The organism is Streptomyces sp. NPDC005955 (assembly GCF_042871255.1).
Lineage (GTDB): Bacteria > Actinomycetota > Actinomycetes > Streptomycetales > Streptomycetaceae > Streptomyces.
The window spans coordinates 189,833-206,797 of sequence record NZ_JBIAIF010000014.1; the positions used below are offsets into that span (position 1 = coordinate 189,833).

General features: G+C 71.8%; 15 protein-coding genes. 7 read left to right on the plus strand and 8 right to left on the minus strand.

Annotated features, from left to right (window positions below; genetic code table 11):
* Positions 1–297: 297 nt before the first annotated feature.
* The gene (locus ACFYOU_RS28085; RefSeq protein ID WP_389768405.1) at positions 298–1,095 is read left to right on the plus strand and encodes a hypothetical protein; all 798 of its coding nucleotides are present in this window, start codon (positions 298–300) and stop codon (positions 1,093–1,095) included.
* A gap of 148 nt (positions 1,096–1,243) precedes the next feature.
* Entirely contained in the window at positions 1,244–1,543 is a 300-nt protein-coding gene (locus ACFYOU_RS28090; RefSeq protein WP_387010732.1) for a hypothetical protein, read from the plus strand.
* A 192-nt stretch (positions 1,544–1,735) separates the two neighbouring features.
* Here the strand turns inward: ACFYOU_RS28090 and ACFYOU_RS28095 are convergent, their stop codons facing one another.
* Positions 1,736–2,335, minus strand: coding sequence for an SMI1/KNR4 family protein (locus ACFYOU_RS28095; protein WP_391309403.1), 600 nt, complete (start codon positions 2,333–2,335; stop codon positions 1,736–1,738).
* Positions 2,336–2,558: 223 nt separating this feature from the next.
* Here ACFYOU_RS28095 and ACFYOU_RS28100 point away from each other — a divergent pair, with 223 nt between their 5' ends.
* The gene (locus ACFYOU_RS28100) at positions 2,559–2,954 is read left to right on the plus strand and encodes a hypothetical protein (protein ID WP_391309405.1); all 396 of its coding nucleotides are present in this window, start codon (positions 2,559–2,561) and stop codon (positions 2,952–2,954) included.
* 55 nt (positions 2,955–3,009) lie between these two features.
* On the opposite strand, the gene ACFYOU_RS28105 is transcribed toward ACFYOU_RS28100, so the two are convergent.
* Positions 3,010–3,852 carry a nitroreductase/quinone reductase family protein gene (locus ACFYOU_RS28105; protein ID WP_391309406.1) on the minus strand — a complete coding sequence of 281 codons (843 nt, stop codon included), beginning with the start codon at positions 3,850–3,852 and terminating at the stop codon, positions 3,010–3,012.
* 401 nt (positions 3,853–4,253) lie between these two features.
* Entirely contained in the window at positions 4,254–5,219 is a 966-nt protein-coding gene (locus tag ACFYOU_RS28110) for an aldo/keto reductase (protein WP_389773678.1), read from the minus strand.
* A gap of 167 nt (positions 5,220–5,386) precedes the next feature.
* Here ACFYOU_RS28110 and ACFYOU_RS28115 point away from each other — a divergent pair, with 167 nt between their 5' ends.
* Entirely contained in the window at positions 5,387–6,163 is a 777-nt protein-coding gene (locus tag ACFYOU_RS28115) for a MerR family transcriptional regulator (protein WP_391309458.1), read from the plus strand.
* Between the two features lie 53 nt (positions 6,164–6,216).
* Here ACFYOU_RS28115 and ACFYOU_RS28120 read toward each other — a convergent pair whose 3' ends face one another.
* Both ACFYOU_RS28120 and ACFYOU_RS28125 read right to left on the minus strand, forming a co-directional pair.
* Positions 6,217–8,601 carry a hypothetical protein gene (locus ACFYOU_RS28120; RefSeq protein WP_391309408.1) on the minus strand — a complete coding sequence of 795 codons (2,385 nt, stop codon included), beginning with the start codon at positions 8,599–8,601 and terminating at the stop codon, positions 6,217–6,219.
* A gap of 82 nt (positions 8,602–8,683) precedes the next feature.
* On the minus strand, positions 8,684–9,223 hold the full coding sequence (locus ACFYOU_RS28125) for a hypothetical protein (RefSeq protein ID WP_391309409.1): 540 nt from the start codon (positions 9,221–9,223) through the stop codon (positions 8,684–8,686).
* Between the two features lie 381 nt (positions 9,224–9,604).
* Here ACFYOU_RS28125 and ACFYOU_RS28130 point away from each other — a divergent pair, with 381 nt between their 5' ends.
* On the plus strand, positions 9,605–10,300 hold the full coding sequence (locus tag ACFYOU_RS28130; RefSeq protein WP_391309411.1) for a L,D-transpeptidase family protein: 696 nt from the start codon (positions 9,605–9,607) through the stop codon (positions 10,298–10,300).
* 92 nt (positions 10,301–10,392) lie between these two features.
* Here ACFYOU_RS28130 and ACFYOU_RS28135 read toward each other — a convergent pair whose 3' ends face one another.
* Positions 10,393–11,301 carry a glycoside hydrolase family 19 protein gene (locus ACFYOU_RS28135; protein WP_391309412.1) on the minus strand — a complete coding sequence of 303 codons (909 nt, stop codon included), beginning with the start codon at positions 11,299–11,301 and terminating at the stop codon, positions 10,393–10,395.
* 343 nt (positions 11,302–11,644) lie between these two features.
* Entirely contained in the window at positions 11,645–12,724 is a 1,080-nt protein-coding gene (locus tag ACFYOU_RS28140) for a chitinase (RefSeq protein ID WP_389773744.1), read from the minus strand.
* Between the two features lie 729 nt (positions 12,725–13,453).
* Here ACFYOU_RS28140 and ACFYOU_RS28145 point away from each other — a divergent pair.
* On the plus strand, positions 13,454–14,836 hold the full coding sequence (locus tag ACFYOU_RS28145; RefSeq protein ID WP_391309415.1) for a nitric oxide synthase oxygenase: 1,383 nt from the start codon (positions 13,454–13,456) through the stop codon (positions 14,834–14,836).
* A 60-nt stretch (positions 14,837–14,896) separates the two neighbouring features.
* Complete coding sequence (locus ACFYOU_RS28150; protein ID WP_391309417.1) at positions 14,897–15,946, plus strand: beta-propeller fold lactonase family protein; 1,050 nt, start codon at positions 14,897–14,899, stop codon at positions 15,944–15,946.
* A gap of 54 nt (positions 15,947–16,000) precedes the next feature.
* Here the strand turns inward: ACFYOU_RS28150 and ACFYOU_RS28155 are convergent, their stop codons facing one another.
* On the minus strand, positions 16,001–16,921 hold the full coding sequence (locus tag ACFYOU_RS28155; RefSeq protein WP_391309418.1) for a sirohydrochlorin chelatase: 921 nt from the start codon (positions 16,919–16,921) through the stop codon (positions 16,001–16,003).
* Between the last annotated feature and the right edge of the window lie 44 nt (positions 16,922–16,965).

Consider the following 16,965-nt stretch of genomic DNA (forward strand, 5'->3'; position numbering starts at 1 on the left):
GTCCTTCTCCCTACGGCGAGGGCGTGCGGTGGCGAGGGCGTCGTGACGGAACCATGTGACGGGGCGACGGGGCGACGGGGCGACGGGGACGCGGCGACGGCGCGGGATACGGGAGCGGTGGGCGACGGTCCGTCACCCGCTTGCCGGCACGTCCGGCGTGGCGGGCCCGTGACCGTCCGCAGGTGAGGGCCCGGAGCAGGGCCGGGCGGGTGACCCGGGGCAAGGATGTGCGGGCGTGTCCTGCGGTGGGGGCGCACGGTAGGCGAGTTCATATCGTTTTGCCCCCAGGAGACCCGTATGCCCCTCAGCCCTCGTCCGTCGCGCCCGGTCGCACGCGGCCTGGCCGTCACCGCCACCCTGCTCGCCGCGTCCCTGTCGACGGCCCCGGCCCAGGCCCACGAGGGTTTGCCCTCGCACCACTGCGTGGTCAACGGTTCCTCCGTGCCGCCGGGCCAAACCGTACAAGGCACCCCGGGCGACGACGTCATCGAGTGTGAGAACGACGTCGAGAACGTCATCATCTGGGGTGGCGGGGGCGACGACAACATCCGGGTCAAGGGCCTCATCATCGACGCACAGGTGCTCGGCGGGGACGGCGACGACCGCATCCAGACCAGCCACCTCTACCCGCGCGCGGACCAGGCGTCGGTCCGCGGCGGAACCGGTGACGACACCATCATCGTGCCCACGGTGATGGGCAGCACCGAGAACGGCGCCACGATCTACGGCGACCAGGGGGAGGACCGCATCACCGTCGGCACCGTGTCGGGAGCCCCCGGCCAGCACGCGCGCGGCGGCGGCCAGGTCTTCGGCAACGACGGGGCCGACGCCATCTCCACGGGCGTCATCGACTTCGGCGGCCGGGTCCTCGGAGGCAGCGAGAACGACCTCATCGAGGCGAAGGGCGTCGGCCCCGAAGCCGGCGGCGTCATCCAGGGCGGTCCCGGCAAGGACACCATCCGCGGTACGAAGGACACCGTCCTGCGTGCCGGCCCCGGCTGGGGCCTCGTCGACGGCGGCCTCGACACGGACCAGTGCAACGTGGTGCACGCCAGCCCGGAACGCGCCCGCAGCACCATCGCGAGCTGCCCCTGAACCACCGTGCGCAGTACCTGGCTTCGGAGCCCCTCCCCGGTCGTGGGGAGGGGCTCCCTGCCGTGCCGCCACCACCGGGCCGTGAGCCCCACGAGTGAGCCGGGAGCCGCGGCCGTGACCCCGCGGGCCCTCACCCGTTGCTCCGTACATGACCGCAACTCGCCGCATTCTCGCCGCCGTGGCCCTCGCCTCGGGGGTCACCGCACTGACCGCCACGGCCGCGTCCGCCGCTCCCGCCCTCCAGCAGGGCGTGGAGGTCCCGTCCGTGATCGGGCAGGTCGACTCCCTGTCCGCCCAGTCGGTGGGCCCGGAGCACCAGGCCAAGATGCCGACCGTCACCGGGCAGGTCGGCACCATCAGCCACGGCTTCGCCCAGCTCCAGCAACTCCGGCAGGTGACCGATCTGGTCGCCCCGGTCACGGGACTGCTCCCCGCCATCGAGTACTAGTACTCCAGCAGGATCTCGCTGCCTGGGCTCTGGTCTTCGCCGGGCGGCGGGAGTGTGGCGGGCCGGTGGGTGGTCGGGGCGGCTTCACGGAGGCCGCCCCGCGAACGTGTGGCGACGCCGCAGGGAATGGCGCCACACGGAGAAGGGCACAACGTCTGCGCGGAAAACGCAGCTTGTTGCTCTGCGAGTCCCTTAGTGCCACTCCAGCATGCGCCCCTCGTGCACCACAGGACGCCGCCTCAACTCGGGCAACAGGAATGGGGCGGACTCTTCGACCGCGACGCACATGTCGTGCAGTGTTTCCGTGAGACCGGGCCGCAGCAGCCGGTACTGGGGGTCACCGAAGGACATCTCCCCCACCTCTCCTCCGTGGCCGTCCCGGTGGTCCACGAACAACACGTCCCCGGTGTTGGCTCGGGCGAAGGGCACCCACGAGTGGTGCGCCAGCATCCCGACGCCCCAGTCGTCTCCGTCCGCGACAAGGTCCCGCTCCGCGTTGGCGAAGTACTGCTGGCACTCCACGATCCCGGCGGCGTCCAGCAAGCTGTACTGGAGGAAGAAAGCGCCGGGCTCCATGCTCGACGTAGGAGGCACGACCCCACAGCAAACCGACAGCAGCGCCTTCAGCCCGTCGTCCAGAGGGAAGCCGATTTCCCGCTCCAGCGTGCCGATCTCCTCCGCCCCGATCCCCGGCAACAGCACTGTGTGGTCCTCAGGGGCGTTGTGCCTGAGCCACTCCGTGAAGCGTTGCCAGAGCTGGGGCACCGCCTCGACACCCTTCATCTCGCTCATGGAACGCCACTCCCTTCTTCCTTCCCTGCCACCAGAGGCAGGGAAGGATACCCACGCCCGTCACCGGTGCGGCGAATCCGAGCCAGGACCGTGCGGGGACGGCGGCTCGACCGCAGACCTCGTTCCACGTCGGCACGGGGTAGTTGTCGTCGAGTTTCAGCATGTGGCGCCCACTCGGCAGTAGCTCCGCGTACATCTGCACGCAGAACTAGGGACCCAGCTGGTGAACCGGATGTTCATGCCCACCTGCATTCCCGCAGGTCATGGCCCGCTTACGGTTTCCCCGACCAGTCGGCCGGCACAGACCATGTCGGAGGCGGTCCTAGCCGACAAAGCGTACTCGTTCCCGGGTGATCCGAACCTGCCTTCGTCGGCCGGGATCCGGACGGTGATCCCGCAGCCCACCGACCAGCTCGCCAAGGGCAGGAAGCGAGGCCGATCCGGTGGCCGCCCGCCGGCCTGCGACCGTGAGGCATCCAAGCAGCGCAACACCGTCGACCGGTGCATCAACAAGCTCAGATGGTGGCGCGGCCCAGCCACTCGACACGACAAGACCGTCACCATCTACCTCGCCGCCATCCACATCGGTCGACGAGACGAGCCGAGGGAAACGCCCTAGGCGACGACTCCCCCTCCTCACCGCACCGACGACGGCCGCCCCGGGGCGCGGTGCGTCACCCGCCGGCCGCGGCGAGGACCGGGATCAACTGTTCCTCCTCATAGGTGAGGTGCCGCTCCAACTCACGGGTGAGCCGGTCGAACTCGGCGAGCAGCGCGGTCGGTTCCGCGTCCCGCTCCGCGACCAGCTTTCGTAGCGCCTCGACGAGCTCCGCTATCGACTCGTGCTCCCGTTCCAGACGGTCCATGACCGCCCTCAGCTCGGGGTGCTGGGTGCCGAGGTACGGGAACAGGCCCTGGTCCTCGCCCTGGTGATGGTTTCTCAGTCCCTGGCACACGGTGAGGCAGTTCATCCGCAACTGGGCGCCCAGTTCGGGGCCCGCGGCGGCGATCTCCGCGCGGATGGTGGCGAGTTCCCGTCGGAAGCCGTCGTGCACGACCTTCAGGCCGTCCGCGAACGACGGCGAGTTGATCACCGGCGGTCCTGCCGCGACCTCCACCAGCGCCACGACCGGGATCACCCGGTCCGTCTTCGCCTGGTACTCGGCCCAACCGGGGTCCGCCTCGGCCGCCCGGGCGAACGCCTCGTCACGTTCCGCGCCGGTCAGTTCCTGGGCCCGTGCCCGGAAGACGAAGACACCGTCCTCGACCTGTACTTCGGGCTCCGCCAGGAGGTTGTGGTACCAGGCGGGGTGCCGGGGCGCCCCGCCGGCCGAGGCGATGACCAGGATGCGCTCACCACCGTCCGGCAGGTAGCCGACGGGAGTCGTGTGCGGTCGACCGCTGCGCCTGCCCGTGGTGGTCAGGAGGATCAGTCGGGCTCCGGCGAAAGGGCCGCCGACCCGGCCGTTGTTGGCGCGGAACTCCTCGATGACCTGGTCATTGAAACTCTGGGGCATGTCCTGCTTTCTGCTTGCTTCTCAGGGCCGCCGCGGCTGATGTGAGGGAGCCGTCTCGGCGGGGGGAGGGGCACGCGCACGACCTGGGTGCGGCGGCGCGCGTGCGGGAGCGGCCGCCCGTCCGACCGGACGGCAGCGCGAAATGCGCCCGGGACGTCCCGTGGGAGGGAAGGGCCGTGCTCAGGGGAGCCGCGACCACGTCTACGGGTCGGCAAGAGCACCGGGCGGAGCCCGGTGCGGGGAGAAGGAAGCAGAAAGGCGGGGCCCTCGCCCGCCCCGGAATCACTCCGGGGCCGGGACCCTCACTCGTGCGCGGCGCAAGGCCGACCCGGCAGTCACGTCCCGGACCCTAACCGGACGACGACCGCAGGAGCAACCCTGAGCCCACCGTGCGGCGGTGGTCAGCCATTGAGCGGGGACATGTCCGTGTAGCGGTCACCGGAAGGGGCGGACAGCGCACCGAGCCGGGACAGCTGTTCCGGACCGAGCCGCACCGCATCGGCCCCCGCGTTCTCCTCCAGCCGGGCCACGCGCTTCGTCCCGGGGATCGGCGCGATCGTGTCGCCCTGCGCCAACAGCCAGGCGAGCGCGGTCTGCGCGGCGGTGGCCCCCACGTCCCGCCCGACGGCCGCGACCTCGTCGGCGATCCGCAGGTTGCGTTGCAGGTTCTCCTCGCTGAACCGGGGGTTGTCCTTGCGGAAGTCACCGTCGTCCAGCTGCTCACGACTGCGGATGCCGCCCGTGAGGAAACCACGGCCCAGGGGCGAGTACGGGACGAACCCGATGCCCAGCTCGCGGGTGAGCGGAAGCAGCTCGGCCTCGGGGTCCCGGGTCCACAGCGAGTACTCGGTCTGGAGCGCGGCGACCGGGTGCACCGCGTGTGCCCGGCGGATCGTCTCGGGCGCGGCCTCGGACAGCCCGATGTACCGGACCTTCCCCTCGGCGACCAGTTCCGCGAGCGTGCCCACGGTCTCTTCGATCGGCGTGTCGGGGTCCACCCGGTGCTGGTAGTACAGGTCGATGCGGTCCGTGGCGAGCCGTCGCAAGGACCCCTCCACGGCCGCCCGGACATTGGCCGGCGAACTGTCCAGACCCCGGCGCCCCTCGTGGGAGAGGATGCCGAACTTGGTGGCGAGCACCACCTCGTCCCGTCGCCCGGCCAGCGCCCGGCCGAGCAACTCCTCGTTGGTGTACGGCCCGTACACCTCCGCCGTGTCCAGGAACGTCACCCCCAGGTCGACGGCCCGGTGCAGGGTGCGCACGGCTTCGGCCTCGTCCGTACCCGCTCCGGTGTAGAAGGCCGACATGCCCATGCAGCCGAGACCGAGCCGGGGGACGTCGAGACCGCCGAGGGAGACGTGTCGCATGAGTGTGCCCTTTCACGGTGGGGACGGCACGGAACGGCCACGCTGCCAGAGCGGGTGCGACCCGGGCGGTCCGACATGCCGGACCGGCCACGCGCGCCACGACACTGGGGGAAGGCCGGGGTGCGGGCGGCGGCCGGAGCACGGGCGCACCGGGCCGGGCTAGGGTGATCCGTGTGGCGAAGAACCCCCGGGCGGCGGAGCGGCGTGCGCTGCGCCCCGTCGACCTCGCACGTGACGCCGGGGTCTCCACCCAGCAGATCCGCAACTACGAGGTCGCCGGCGTGCTGCCCCACGTCCCGCGCACCGAATCCGGATACCGCTGTTTCGACGAGGGGCACCGACAGGCCCTGTTCACCTACCGGGCGCTGGTCCTCGGGTACGGGGTGGAGCGGGCCGGTGCGATCATGCGGGCGGTGCACGCCGACGACGTGCCGCTCGCGCTGTCCCTGCTCGATGCGGGCCACGCCGAACTGCACGAGCAGCGTGCCGCGTTGCGGGAGGTCGGTACGGCGTTGCACGCGGTGGCGGGGGAGGCCGGGAGCCGCGCGGACGATGGCGTCGGGGTCCCCCGGGGCGGGCTCAGGATCGGTGAGGTGGCGGCCCGGCTCGGAGTGCGGACCTCGGCCCTACGGGTGTGGGAGGCGGCGGGCCTCCTGACCCCGATGCGCGAGGCGGGCACCGGCTACCGCTGTTACGGCCCCGCCGAACTGCGGGACGCACGGATGGTCGCGCTGTTGCGGCAGGGCCGCTACTCGCTCGACCGGATCCGGACCGTGCTCGACGGGCTGCACGGCACGGCCGGCGGCGAGGCGCTGCACGACGCCGTCGCCGAACGCCAACGGTCCTTGACCCGCCGTTCCCGGGCGATGCTCGCGGGGGCGGGCGGGCTGCACGGTTACCTCGATCGGCGCGCGGTGCCCGGACGGGTTCCGGCCGAACCGTAGCGGGGGTCGTCGGCCCCGGAAGGAACCGGAACCGACGACCCCGCACACGGACGTCAGCTCGTGACGCCGTCCGGCCCTGTCGGCGCCGTCGCCGTGTTCCGCGAACCCGCGCGGCGCCGTACGAGCACCGTGCCGGCGGCGGCCAGGCCCACCGCCACCGCTGCCGCGGACAGCACCGTCGTGCCGGTCGAGGCGAGTGCGCCCGTTCCGCCGCCGCTGCCGGAGTCACCGCTGCCGCCGGTGGATCCGCCGGCGCTGCCGCCGCCCACCGAGCCGCCCGAGCTGTTCGAACTGTTCGACCCGCCGGCGTCACCGCCGCTCGTGCCGCTCGTGCCGCTGCTCGATCCGCCGGTCGAGCCACCGTTTGAGGTGCCGCTTGAGGAGCTGCCGTCCGTGCCGCCCGTCGTCCCGCCGGCGTCCGTGCCCCCGTCCGAACCACCGGTGCCGCCGCCGTCGGTGCCCCCGTCCGTACCGCCGTCGGTGCCGCCGTCCGTGCTCCCTTCGGTGGTGCCGCCGTCCGCGCCGCCGCCGTCGGTTCCGGACGTGGTGCCGGCGGTCGTCTCCGACTCCTCGGCGACCGTCAGCGTCACCGGTCGGGTACGGGTCGTGCCGGCGTCGTTCTTGAACTCGGCCCGGTACCGGTCACCGTTCTGCGCCAGCGTCGCGGTGAACGTCAGCGTCCCGGAGACGGCGTCCGTCACGGGTCGCCAGGTCTCGCCGTCGTCCTCGCTGACCTGCCAGTGCACGGTCGGCTCCGGGGTGCCCTCGGCCGCGGCGGCCAACCGGACCTCCTCGCCGGGCTTGGTGGAGACGTCGGTGGGCGACTCGGTGACCTTCGGCGACATCTGACGCACCAGTTTGACGACCTTGCCCTCGGCGGGGTGCGTCACGTAGACGGTGGCACCGCCCGGTTCCACGGCGACCGTCGCCGAACCGAGTTGACCGTGGTTGCCCGGCAGTGACACCGGCTCGGTGGTCTGGGCGTGGTCCTCGGTGTCGTACGTGGTGAGCGAACCGTTGTTGTCGTTGCCCGGTTCGCTCGGGTTGCCGCCGTCCTGGCGGACCAGGAAGGCCCGCTTGCTGGCGGCGTCGAACGCCACCGCGATCGCCCGGTCGGGTCCGGTCAGCGTCTTGGCGAGCTTGCCGTCGGGGCCCAGCACCAGGACGGCGGAGCCCGACCCCACCCACACGTCGCCGGTCGTGGGGTCCACCTCCACGAAGCCGGTGACGCCGCCCTCGACGGGCGGCAGCTCGACGGTCTGCTTCACCGTCAGGGACTCGGTGTCGACCCGGTAGAGCTTGCCGCCGCCGATGTCGGCGAACCACACGGTCTTGCGCGCCGTGTCCACCGCGAAGCGGTTGCCGCTCTCCAGGGTCAGCTCGCGCAGGGTCGTACCGGTCGCCGAATCGACCTCGGTCAGTTTGCTGCCCTGCGCGACCAGGACGGCCGTCGCCGCGGAGGTGCCCGGCCCCGCGTCGGTGACCGACGAGCCGGTGAGCCACACGCCCTGGGCCGCCGTGTCACCCGGTTTGGCACTGCCGATGCCGCGCAGCGGGTACTGGAAGCGGACCCCGTCCCCGGGCAGCGGTGCCACGATCCGGGCGACGGCCGCGGTGCGCAGGGCGCCCCCCGGGCCGGGCGCCTGGCTGATGTGCGACTGGACCTTGCCGTCGGCGGGATCGAGGACGTACAGGCCCCGCTCGTCGAGGTCCGCGGTGTCGGGGAGGTTGTCCGCGCCGACGTACAGCTTGCGGGACTCGGGGTGCACCAGGACGTCCAACGGCTTCCCGGCCGTGGTGAACTCCGCGGAGGTGCGGTACGACACCGTTCCCTCGGGGACGTCCACGCCGATGCCGCCGGGCGGGGGGCCCGCCGCGAAGGTCACCGGGATGCGGACGTCCTGGGAACGGTCGCCCAGCGCGCGGTGGTCGGAGCGGGTCACGACCGAGCAGGCGACCGTGGCGCAGTCGACCGACGAGGAGGTGGCCTCGAACTCCAACTCGACGTCGAAGCTGCCGCCCGGGCCGTACGCCTTGGCCAGTTCGCCGGCATAGGGGTCGTTCTCGGGAACGATCCACGCCGAAGTCTTGGAACTGCCGGTCATGTCGGCGCCGCCCGCGCAGGGGGAGGGCGTGCGGCCCGGACCGTTGTCCTTGCAGAGGGCGACGTAGATGCCTTTGGTCGCGTCGTAGCCCTTGCCGGTGACCCGCACGGTCTGGCCGGTGGGGTCGAGCCCCTTCGTCGCCGACACCGTCAGTTCCTGACCGTGCGCACCGGTGCCGGAGCCCGGGGTGTCGGCCGCGGCCAGTACCGGGGAGCCGGTACCGATCGAGACCGCGAGCACCGCGGCCGGACCGAGCGCGGCCAGGGTGGCCAGGGCGATGGTCCGGGATCTCGGGCCGGCGTGGTCGCGTGCCCGGGGGGATGTGTCTTTCATGGCTTCCTTGTCGTACGGGACCGGTGTACGCGACCGAAGGCGGGTTCCGGCACCGGGTGCCGGAACCCGCCTGGGGGTCGGGTCAGGAGAAGGTCACCGGGATGTGGACGTCGTACTTGCGGTCGCTGGAGTCGGTGTGGTCCGCGCGCGTGACGATGGCGCAGTCGACGGTGTCGCCGCAGATGTTGCCGCCGCCGAGGTCGGCCTTGATGTGGATCTTGGCCGTGAAGCTGCCGCCGCTCTTGAAGGTGGAGCTGTTCGGGAGGAGGCCGCCACCGAAGTTGGACACCCAGTAGGAAGCGCCCGTCGTGCCTGCCTCGTCCTGGCCGCCGAGACACGGGGTCGGCTTGTTGGCGCCCTGCCCGCCGCTCACCGCGCACAGACCGACGTAGACGCCCTGCCAGGAGTTGTAGCCGGTACCCGTGACCGTGACGTTGGCGCCCGTGGCGGGGGCGGTGTTCGGGCCGGTGACGGAGAGGTTGTAGGTGGTGGACCCGTCGACGATCGTGCGGTTCGCGGTGGCCGCCGAAGCGGAGGAGGCGAGACCGAGCGTCAGCGCGGCGGCGGAGACCACGGCGAGACCGGCGCGGGCGACCGTACGGGTGGACAGCACAGCACTCATCTGGTGAGCACCTTTCTTGCACGGGAAGCGGGTGTGGATTCAGGGCGCCACACCCGTTCGACTTAGGTAAGGCATACCTAAGTTCACGGTGGGGGGATTGTCAACAGCCGGTAATGGGCCGGCAACGCACTTGTGGAGGGGGTTCCTTGGCGCGCAGGCTTCGGGGGTGGGCTTCCGGAGGGGTGCGGGCGGCGCCGAATGTCCGGTTCCGGTGACAATCGTCCGAGCTGCGTGACAGGTGCCGTATGCAGACAACCCGTGGGTCCGGAGCCGGGTCTAGCAGGGCGGCACCGAGCGGAATCGGGCGCCATCGGGATCGGGTCGGCGCGGTGGGCGCGGAGACCGGCGTGCGGGGCACGCGGGGAAGGGGAGAGGGTTCACATGGGGGAGAAGCGCAGGGGGGCCGTCGTGTTGCTGGGGGTCGCCGGACTGCTGGCGCCGTTGACGCTCGCGTTGGGTGCGGCGCCGGCGAGTGCCGCGTCCTGCACCGCACAGGCCGGGCCCCACCAGAAGAAGGTGGAGAAGTTCCTCGGGCGGACGGTCGACGGCAGGCAGTCGGCGGGTGACTGCACCGCGATCCGGGCCTTCCAGAAGAAGCACGGCATCACCCCGGCCGCCGGCTACGCGGGCTCGGTGACCTGGGGCGTCATGGATCTGATGAACAAGCAGAAGGCCGTGGGCAACAGGCCCAACAGGGACGGTCGTTGTCCCACGAACCGGGGGCGCATCGCCTGCGTCAACCTCACGCTCCAGATCAGCTGGATCCAGGACGGCAGCAGGCTCAAGTACGGCCCCGTCCCGGTCCGCACCGGTCGCAACGGCGATGAGACGCGCACCGGTTCGAAGAAGGTCTACCTGCGGAACATCGACCACCACTCCAGCCTCTACGACGTTCCGATGCCGTACGCGCAGTTCTTCGACGGGGGGCAGGCGTTCCACGCCGCGAGCGTCAGCATGTGGAACCCGCCCGGTTCCCGTGGCTGCGTCAACCTGCGCAAGGCCGACGCCAAGAAGTACTGGTCCTACCTCCGCAACGGTGACGACGTCTTCGTGTACGGCCGGAAGTCGGGTACCTGACCGCACCCGTGGGACGGGCAACGACGACGGGCCGGGGGATCCCCCCCGGCCCGTCGCCGTTCAGTCACGTCCGTGCGGCAGTGCCACGGGCGTCAGCAGTACAGGTTGGCGCCCGTCGGAACGCCGAGGATCTGGGTGAACTGCTTGTAGCGCTTCACCCGGCTCTCGACCTGCCGGGGGTTGCCGCCGTTGCACTCCAGGGTGCCGTTGATCGCGTTGATCGTCTGGGCGAACCCGGCGCCGCTGACCATCGCGTCGTGGGCGGTGACCGGACCGGGGCCGTCCTGCGTGTTCCAGTACCACAGGGCGGTCATCATGGAGACGTCGGGCTTCGTCTCCACCTGCCAGGGCTCGTTGAGGAGGTCGATGCCGAGGAAGTCACCGGCGGCCTTGTAGTTGAAGTTCCAGCTGAGCTGGATCGGGCCCCGCCCGTAGTAGGCCGCCTGTCCGGCCGGGCAGCCGTAGGGCATGTCCCGGTCACAGTAGTGCGGGTAGTTGTCCTTGTTGATCTCCGTGATGTAGAACAGGCCGCCGGACTCGTGGCTGATGTTCGCGAGGAAGGCCGCGGCCTCCTGCTTGCGCATCGTGTCCGTACCGGTGTGGGCGAACTTCGGGAACGCCTTCATGGCGTCCGTCAGACCCTTGTACGTGTAGAACGGGTTCCGGTTCGGGAACATCTGGTCGAACTGGGCCTCGCTCACCACGAAGCTGTTGTGGTTCGGGTTCCCGTTGCCCCCGCAGGTGTACGGGTCCCAGTAGTACGTGCTGGTCACGGGGTTGTACCCGGGGTTGTCGCGCTCGGCGACGTACACGCTTCCGTCGGAGTACTTGACGATGTCACCGGTCTGGTAGTTCGCTCCGGCGGACCAGGTGGGTGCGATGGCGCACTCGTCCGTGCCGGTCGCGGCGTTCGCCGTGGTGGCCGGCACCATGATCGTTGCAGCGAGTGAGCCCGCGGTGGCGAGACCCACCATGAGCGACTTCATACGTTCTCTGAGCACGACTTTCCCTTTCGCGCGTCAACAGGCGTGCCAGACAAGCCCAGTTGACTCTGTCCCTGGGCACGCCGTAACGGGTGTACGAGCTACCCAAGCGTTTGGGGGGAGGCCGCGTCAAGGTCTAGACCATTACTGATCTTGCGTAACGGGCAGAAAAAGAAGGGTTGTTATTTTGAAGCCCCCTGATCCGGGGTCTCCGGAGGGGGGCGGTCGGCGGCGGGGTGCGCCGACCGGGGCCGGCCACAAGGATGGGCGGGGCCCCGAACCATGGCCGCTTCCATGGCTCGGGACCCCGCCCGATTCCCCGGGCCGCCCACGACTTCGGCCCGGAGGTTCTGAAGGGTCGTCAGCGACCCTGTAGGGCCTTCACGTTGTCGCCGAAGGTCCAGTTGCGCGAGCCGTCCCAGTTCAGTGACCAGGTCATCAGGCCCTTGAGTCGGCCACCGTAGTGGTTCCACGCCTGACTCACCTGAGAGGGCGTCATGTGGCCTCCGCCCGCGCCGGGTTGGGCGGGCAGGCCGGGCGCCTGCTTGTCGTACGGGACCCGGATGGTGGTGCCCTGGATGACGAGCCCGCGGTCGAGGCAGTCGGTCTGCGCGACGAACCCGGCGACCGTCCCGGCGTTGTACGAGTCGGCGGAGCAGCCGTACATGGCGCCGTTGTAGTACTGCATGTTCAGCCACCACAGCCGGCCGTTGTCCGCGTACTTCTTGATGATCGGGAGGTACGAGCCCCAGATGGACCCGTAGACGACGCTGCCACCGGTCACGTACGCGGTCTCGGGGGCCATCGTCAGGCCGAAGTTGGACGGCATCTGGGCGAGGACCCCGTCGATGATGCGGATCAGGTTGGCCTGGGAGGCGGACAGGGTGTTGATGTTGCCGGTGCCCACGAGGCCGGTCTCGATGTCGATGTCGATGCCGTCGAAGTTGTACTTCTTGAGGATCGGGACGATCGTCGCGACGAACCGGTCGGCGACCGTGCTGGAGCTGAGGTCGATCCCGGCCGCGGCGCCGCCGATCGACATCAGGATCGTCTGCCCCTGTGCCTTGGCCGCGCACATCTCCTCGGGGGTGGGCACCTTGACCCGGTTGTCCATGCCGTCCTCCCACAGCACCGTTCCGTCCGAACGGATCACGGGGAAGGCGGCGTTGAGGACGTTGTAACCGTGCTGGGCGATCCGGCTGTCGTTGATGGGTATCCAGCCGAGGCCGGGATGGACGCCGCTCGCGGCTCCGTCCCAGTTCTCCCAGTACCCCTGGAGGACCTTGCCGGCGGGCTTCGACTTCACCGGACAGGTACTGACGGCGGCCCGTTCCGGGGCGGTCGGGGCGGCGTGGGCGGCGCCGGAGGCGGCGGCGCCGAGTAAGGGGGCGGAAGTCGCGAGAGCGATGCCGATGCCGAACAGCCGGACGCGCCGGCCGATGCTGCGGAACATGCTGTGTGCTCCCTTCGAACCGGGTCACGCACACGTGGGGGGTGGCGTGCCTCGGCGGTGGACGGCAGGAGTCGACGCACGGTGGGGGCGTGCCGACTCCCGGGTGGGGGGAACCCGGAGACGTACGCGGAACGTGAGGGAGGGGCGGTGCGGTGGGGCGGTGGGGTCGGCTGGGTGCGCGGAGGTGGGGGTGGGGGTGGGGGTGGGGGTGGGGGTGGGGGAGGTGTCGCAGTGGGGGAGGTGCGCGCGCCCATACCGTAAGTTGGTCCAGACCTACCGTCAATAGGTCTGGACCAAAACCCAGTTGAGGCGGGTGCGCCCCCGGCGGCCGCGCCTCCGGGGGCGCCTGCCCGGGCGGCGGCCGCGGTCCGATCGGAGGGCGGCGCTGGAGCCGCCGGGATCGACGGCGCGCGCATCAATGAGCGCGCCCCCTTGTTATCGATTCGTGCCCCCCGGTCTCCCGGGGCGGCCTGCGCCCCGACCTCGTCCCGGATACGCTCCGAATCTCCTCCGTCACTCTCCGGATGTTCGGTGTGGACCGTGGGTCGGCCCGCCGCGCGGGGCGGGAGTGGAACTCGGCGGAGGGGGAAGCCGTGCGCTCATCAGCAGCGCGGGGCGCCAGTGGGGTTGACCGGGCCGCCGGGAAGTGCCGCGCGGCGAAACGACGACGTGCCGTCCGGGGCCGCAGCGAGCGGTCCGGGTCGGCTGAGGACGTGCATGCCGAACCTGCCGTACCGGACCGGGACCGTGACGACGACCGCGACGGCGGTCTGTCCCGTGTTCCCCGGGTCCGTGTTGTCCGAGTCCGTGGGCCACCCGTCCGTGGAGCGCGAGGCCGGGTGCCCGAGGGGCGTGCCCCTCGACGCCGCACACCCCGACTCCGCGCCCCACCCCGACGGCCCGTCGCCGGACGCGCCGCCCGGGGAGCCCGTGGGCGCCGGGCCCGTCCGCTCCGGCGGACCCGCGACCCCCGACCCGGCCGGCACGGCGGCGCTGGGCCGGGCGGCCACCGAGTTCCTGGCCCTCCACCACGAGGAGGAGGGCCAGGGGTGCCCTGCCGACCGCATCGCCGCCGTGCACGACGAGATCGCCCGCACCGGGACGTACCGGCACACCGCCGAGGAGCTGACGTACGGCGCCCGGGTGGCCTGGCGCAACTCCAACCGGTGCATAGGCCGTCTGTACTGGCGCTCGCTGCGGGTCCGCGACCTGCGCCACCTCCGCTCGGCCGAGGACATCGCCGCAGCCGCGGTGGAGCACCTGCGCACAGCCAGCCGCGACGGGCGGATACGCCCGCTGATCACGGTCTTCGCCCCCGACGCCCCCGGCCGCCCCGGGCCCCGCATCCTGAACGACCAGTTGGTCAGGTACGCCGGCTACCGCCGGGCGGACGGCACCGTCCTGGGCGACCCGGCCAACGCGGACCTCACCGCCCTCGCCCTGCGCCTCGGTTGGCCCGGCGGCCCCGGAACCGCCTTCGACGTGCTGCCGCTGGTCGTCCGGGGTGCCGAAGGGCCTCCCCGTTGGTTCGAGCTGCCGTCCGACGCCGTGCACGAGGTCCCCCTCAGCCATCCCGGGTACCCGTGGTTCGCCGACCTCGGCCTGCGGTGGCACGCCGTGCCGGCGGTCTCCGGGATGTGCCTGGAGGTCGGGGGCGTCCGCTACCCGGCCGCCCCGTTCAACGGCTGGTACATGGGCACGGAGATCGGTGCCCGCAACCTCGCCGACACCGACCGGTACGACCTGCTCCCCGTGCTCGCCCGCCACCTCGGGCTCGACACCAGCAGTGACCGCACGCTCTGGAAGGACCGGGCCCTGGTCGAGTTGAACCTCGCCGTCCTGCACTCCTTCGACCGCGCCGGCGTCACCGTCACCGACCACCACACCGAGTCCCGACGCTTCCTCACCCATCTGGAACGCGAGGAGCGGGTCGGCCGTGCGGTGGGCGCCGACTGGTCGTGGATCGTGCCGCCGATCTCCGGCAGCGCGACCCCCGTCTTCCACCGGACCTACGACGACACGCAGCTGCGGCCGGCGTTCGTCCACCACCCGCAGCCCCCGCAGCGGGGTGCTGAAGACGTCGTTCCGGACTTGGTCTAGACCGATCATCTTCGGCTGCTACCGTCGGCGCAGCAATCTGGCAGCCGAGAGGGGACAGCAGTGACAGCGGGGCGCAGGGAAGCCGGTCGAGCGTACGTCGGATCGTTCACCGCAGCCGGGGGGCCGGGCGTGGTGGCGGCCTCCGTGGAACCGACCACCGGTGCTCTCGCCCTGCTCGGCGCGACCGACGCCGTGGCCGACCCCTCGTACCTCGCGCTCGCCGCGGACGGGTCGACCCTGTACGCGGTGAGCGAGACCTCCGTCGGTGCGGTCGCCGCCTTCGACGTCACCGACGGGCACCCCCGCCCCCTGGGGGCGCCCGTTCCGGTGGGCGGCGACGGGCCCACCCACCTCGCCCTGTACGCGGACCACGTGGTGACCGCCAACTACGGCTCCGGCAGCGTCAGCGCCGTGCCGCTGCGCGCGGACGGCACCCTCGCCGACGGGCCTTCCGGGGTGCTCGTCCACCAGGGGAACGGCCCGCACCCGCAGCGCCAGCACGCTCCGCACGCGCACCAGGTGCTGCCCGCCCCCGGCGGGCGCTGGGCGGTGAGCGTGGACCTCGGGACGGACTCCGTCCGGGTCTTCGACCTGGACCGCGAGGGGGAGCCGCAGGTGCACCGGGAGATCGCCCTGCGCCCCGGCTGCGGCCCCCGCCACCTGGCCTTCCATCCGGACGGGACGCACGCCTACGTACTGAACGAGCTGGCCCCGACCCTGACGGTCTGCCACTGGGACGCCGCCCGGGGGGTGCTCCGGCCGCTCGGTGAGACCTCCGTGCTGCCCGGCGCCCCGGACGGCGACGCGTACCCGTCCGCGGTGGTCGTGGCGCCCGACGGTCGGTTCGTGTGGACCGCCACCCGCGGTGAGGACGTCATCTCGGTCCTGGCGGTCGAGGAGGGCGGCGCTCGCCTGCGCTTCCTCGCGACGGTCCCCTGCGGCGGCCACTGGCCGCGTGACCTGGCCCTGGACGCCACGGGGAGCCGTCTCTACGTGGCGAACGAGCGCTCGGGCGACGTGACCTGGTTCGGTGTCGACACGGAAACCGGCCTGCCGCGGCACGCGGGTTCCGTGGAGGTTCCCGCCGCGTCCTGCGTCGTACTGTCCTGAGGGGGGCCCGGGTTCCGCTCCGCCCGGTGGGCGGACGCGGGCCGGGCGCCCCCGTCAGCGCACCGGAGCGCCGGCTCCGGTCTGCGGGATCCCCAGTGCGGTCGCGTACTTCGACAGGGCCAGCTTGCCGATGGCCGGGTAGGCGCCGAGCGGTTCGGCCACGGCGCACCCCGCCTCCTTGCCCGCCGCTTCCAGCAGGCTCGGGTCGATCTCCGGACCGATCAGGTACGGCGCGAGCGCGAGCTGCCCCGACCCGGAGGAGCGCAACTGCTCGGCGACGTCCGCGATGGAGCCCTCCTTGTCGAGGGCGGCGGCCATCACCGGCACGGCGAGGCGGGCGGCCAGCAGCATGCCGGTGATGCCGGCTGCCTGGGCTGCCTCCTCGCCGCCCACCGAGGCGATGACGATGCCGTCGGCGGCGGTGGCCACGGTGAACAACCGGGCACGGTCCGCACGGGCGAGCCCGGCCTCGGACAGCCGCACGTGCAGCGCCTCGGCGAGCAGCGGATGCGGGCCGAGGACGTCGGTCAGCTCGGCGGCGACCTTGCTCCGGGCGATGGCCTGGCGGATCTCCCGCAGCAGGGCGCCGTCGGCACCCGCGAGCAGGGGGACGACGACGGCGACGGGGCCATCGGGCTCCGCCGCGTCGGAGCCCGCCGCGCGGGCCAGTTCGTAGCGGGCGGTGCGGTCCTGCGCGGTGCGCGCGAGGACGGTCGAGAGCGAGGGGAACTCGTCGTCGTCCCCGTCGAGGTAGCCGATCCGGGCGTTGAGGCCGGGCAGCTCGGAACGGGCGATGCTCACGACCTCGTCGGCGAGCAGCCGGACGGGTCCACTGGGCGTGCCCGGAACCGCGAGCACCAGGGCGGGTGCTCCGTCGGGTGCCACCGCGGGTTCAGGGCGGCGATGGCGCCCCGACTGGCGGGGGCGCGGCATTCGTACGGGCAGGTCGTTGGCCGGCCCAGTGGGGGTGCTCATGGCGCCGCATGCTACTGGCTTTGCCCCCCTCTCTGTTCGGGGAG

Bases quoted from the DNA above. Each gene is read 5' to 3' on its own strand.
- ACFYOU_RS28085 (WP_389768405.1), top strand. From the start codon at position 298: ATGCCCCTCAGCCCTCGTCCGTCGCGCCCGGTCGCACGCGGCCTGGCC.
- ACFYOU_RS28090 (WP_387010732.1), top strand. From the start codon at position 1,244: ATGACCGCAACTCGCCGCATTCTCGCCGCCGTGGCCCTCGCCTCGGGG.
- ACFYOU_RS28095 (WP_391309403.1), bottom strand. From the start codon at position 2,335: ATGAGCGAGATGAAGGGTGTCGAGGCGGTGCCCCAGCTCTGGCAACGC.
- ACFYOU_RS28105 (WP_391309406.1), bottom strand. From the start codon at position 3,852: ATGCCCCAGAGTTTCAATGACCAGGTCATCGAGGAGTTCCGCGCCAAC.
- ACFYOU_RS28110 (WP_389773678.1), bottom strand. From the start codon at position 5,219: ATGCGACACGTCTCCCTCGGCGGTCTCGACGTCCCCCGGCTCGGTCTC.
- ACFYOU_RS28120 (WP_391309408.1), bottom strand. From the start codon at position 8,601: ATGAAAGACACATCCCCCCGGGCACGCGACCACGCCGGCCCGAGATCC.
- ACFYOU_RS28125 (WP_391309409.1), bottom strand. From the start codon at position 9,223: ATGAGTGCTGTGCTGTCCACCCGTACGGTCGCCCGCGCCGGTCTCGCC.
- ACFYOU_RS28130 (WP_391309411.1), top strand. From the start codon at position 9,605: ATGGGGGAGAAGCGCAGGGGGGCCGTCGTGTTGCTGGGGGTCGCCGGA.
- ACFYOU_RS28145 (WP_391309415.1), top strand. From the start codon at position 13,454: ATGCCGAACCTGCCGTACCGGACCGGGACCGTGACGACGACCGCGACG.
- ACFYOU_RS28155 (WP_391309418.1), bottom strand. From the start codon at position 16,921: ATGAGCACCCCCACTGGGCCGGCCAACGACCTGCCCGTACGAATGCCG.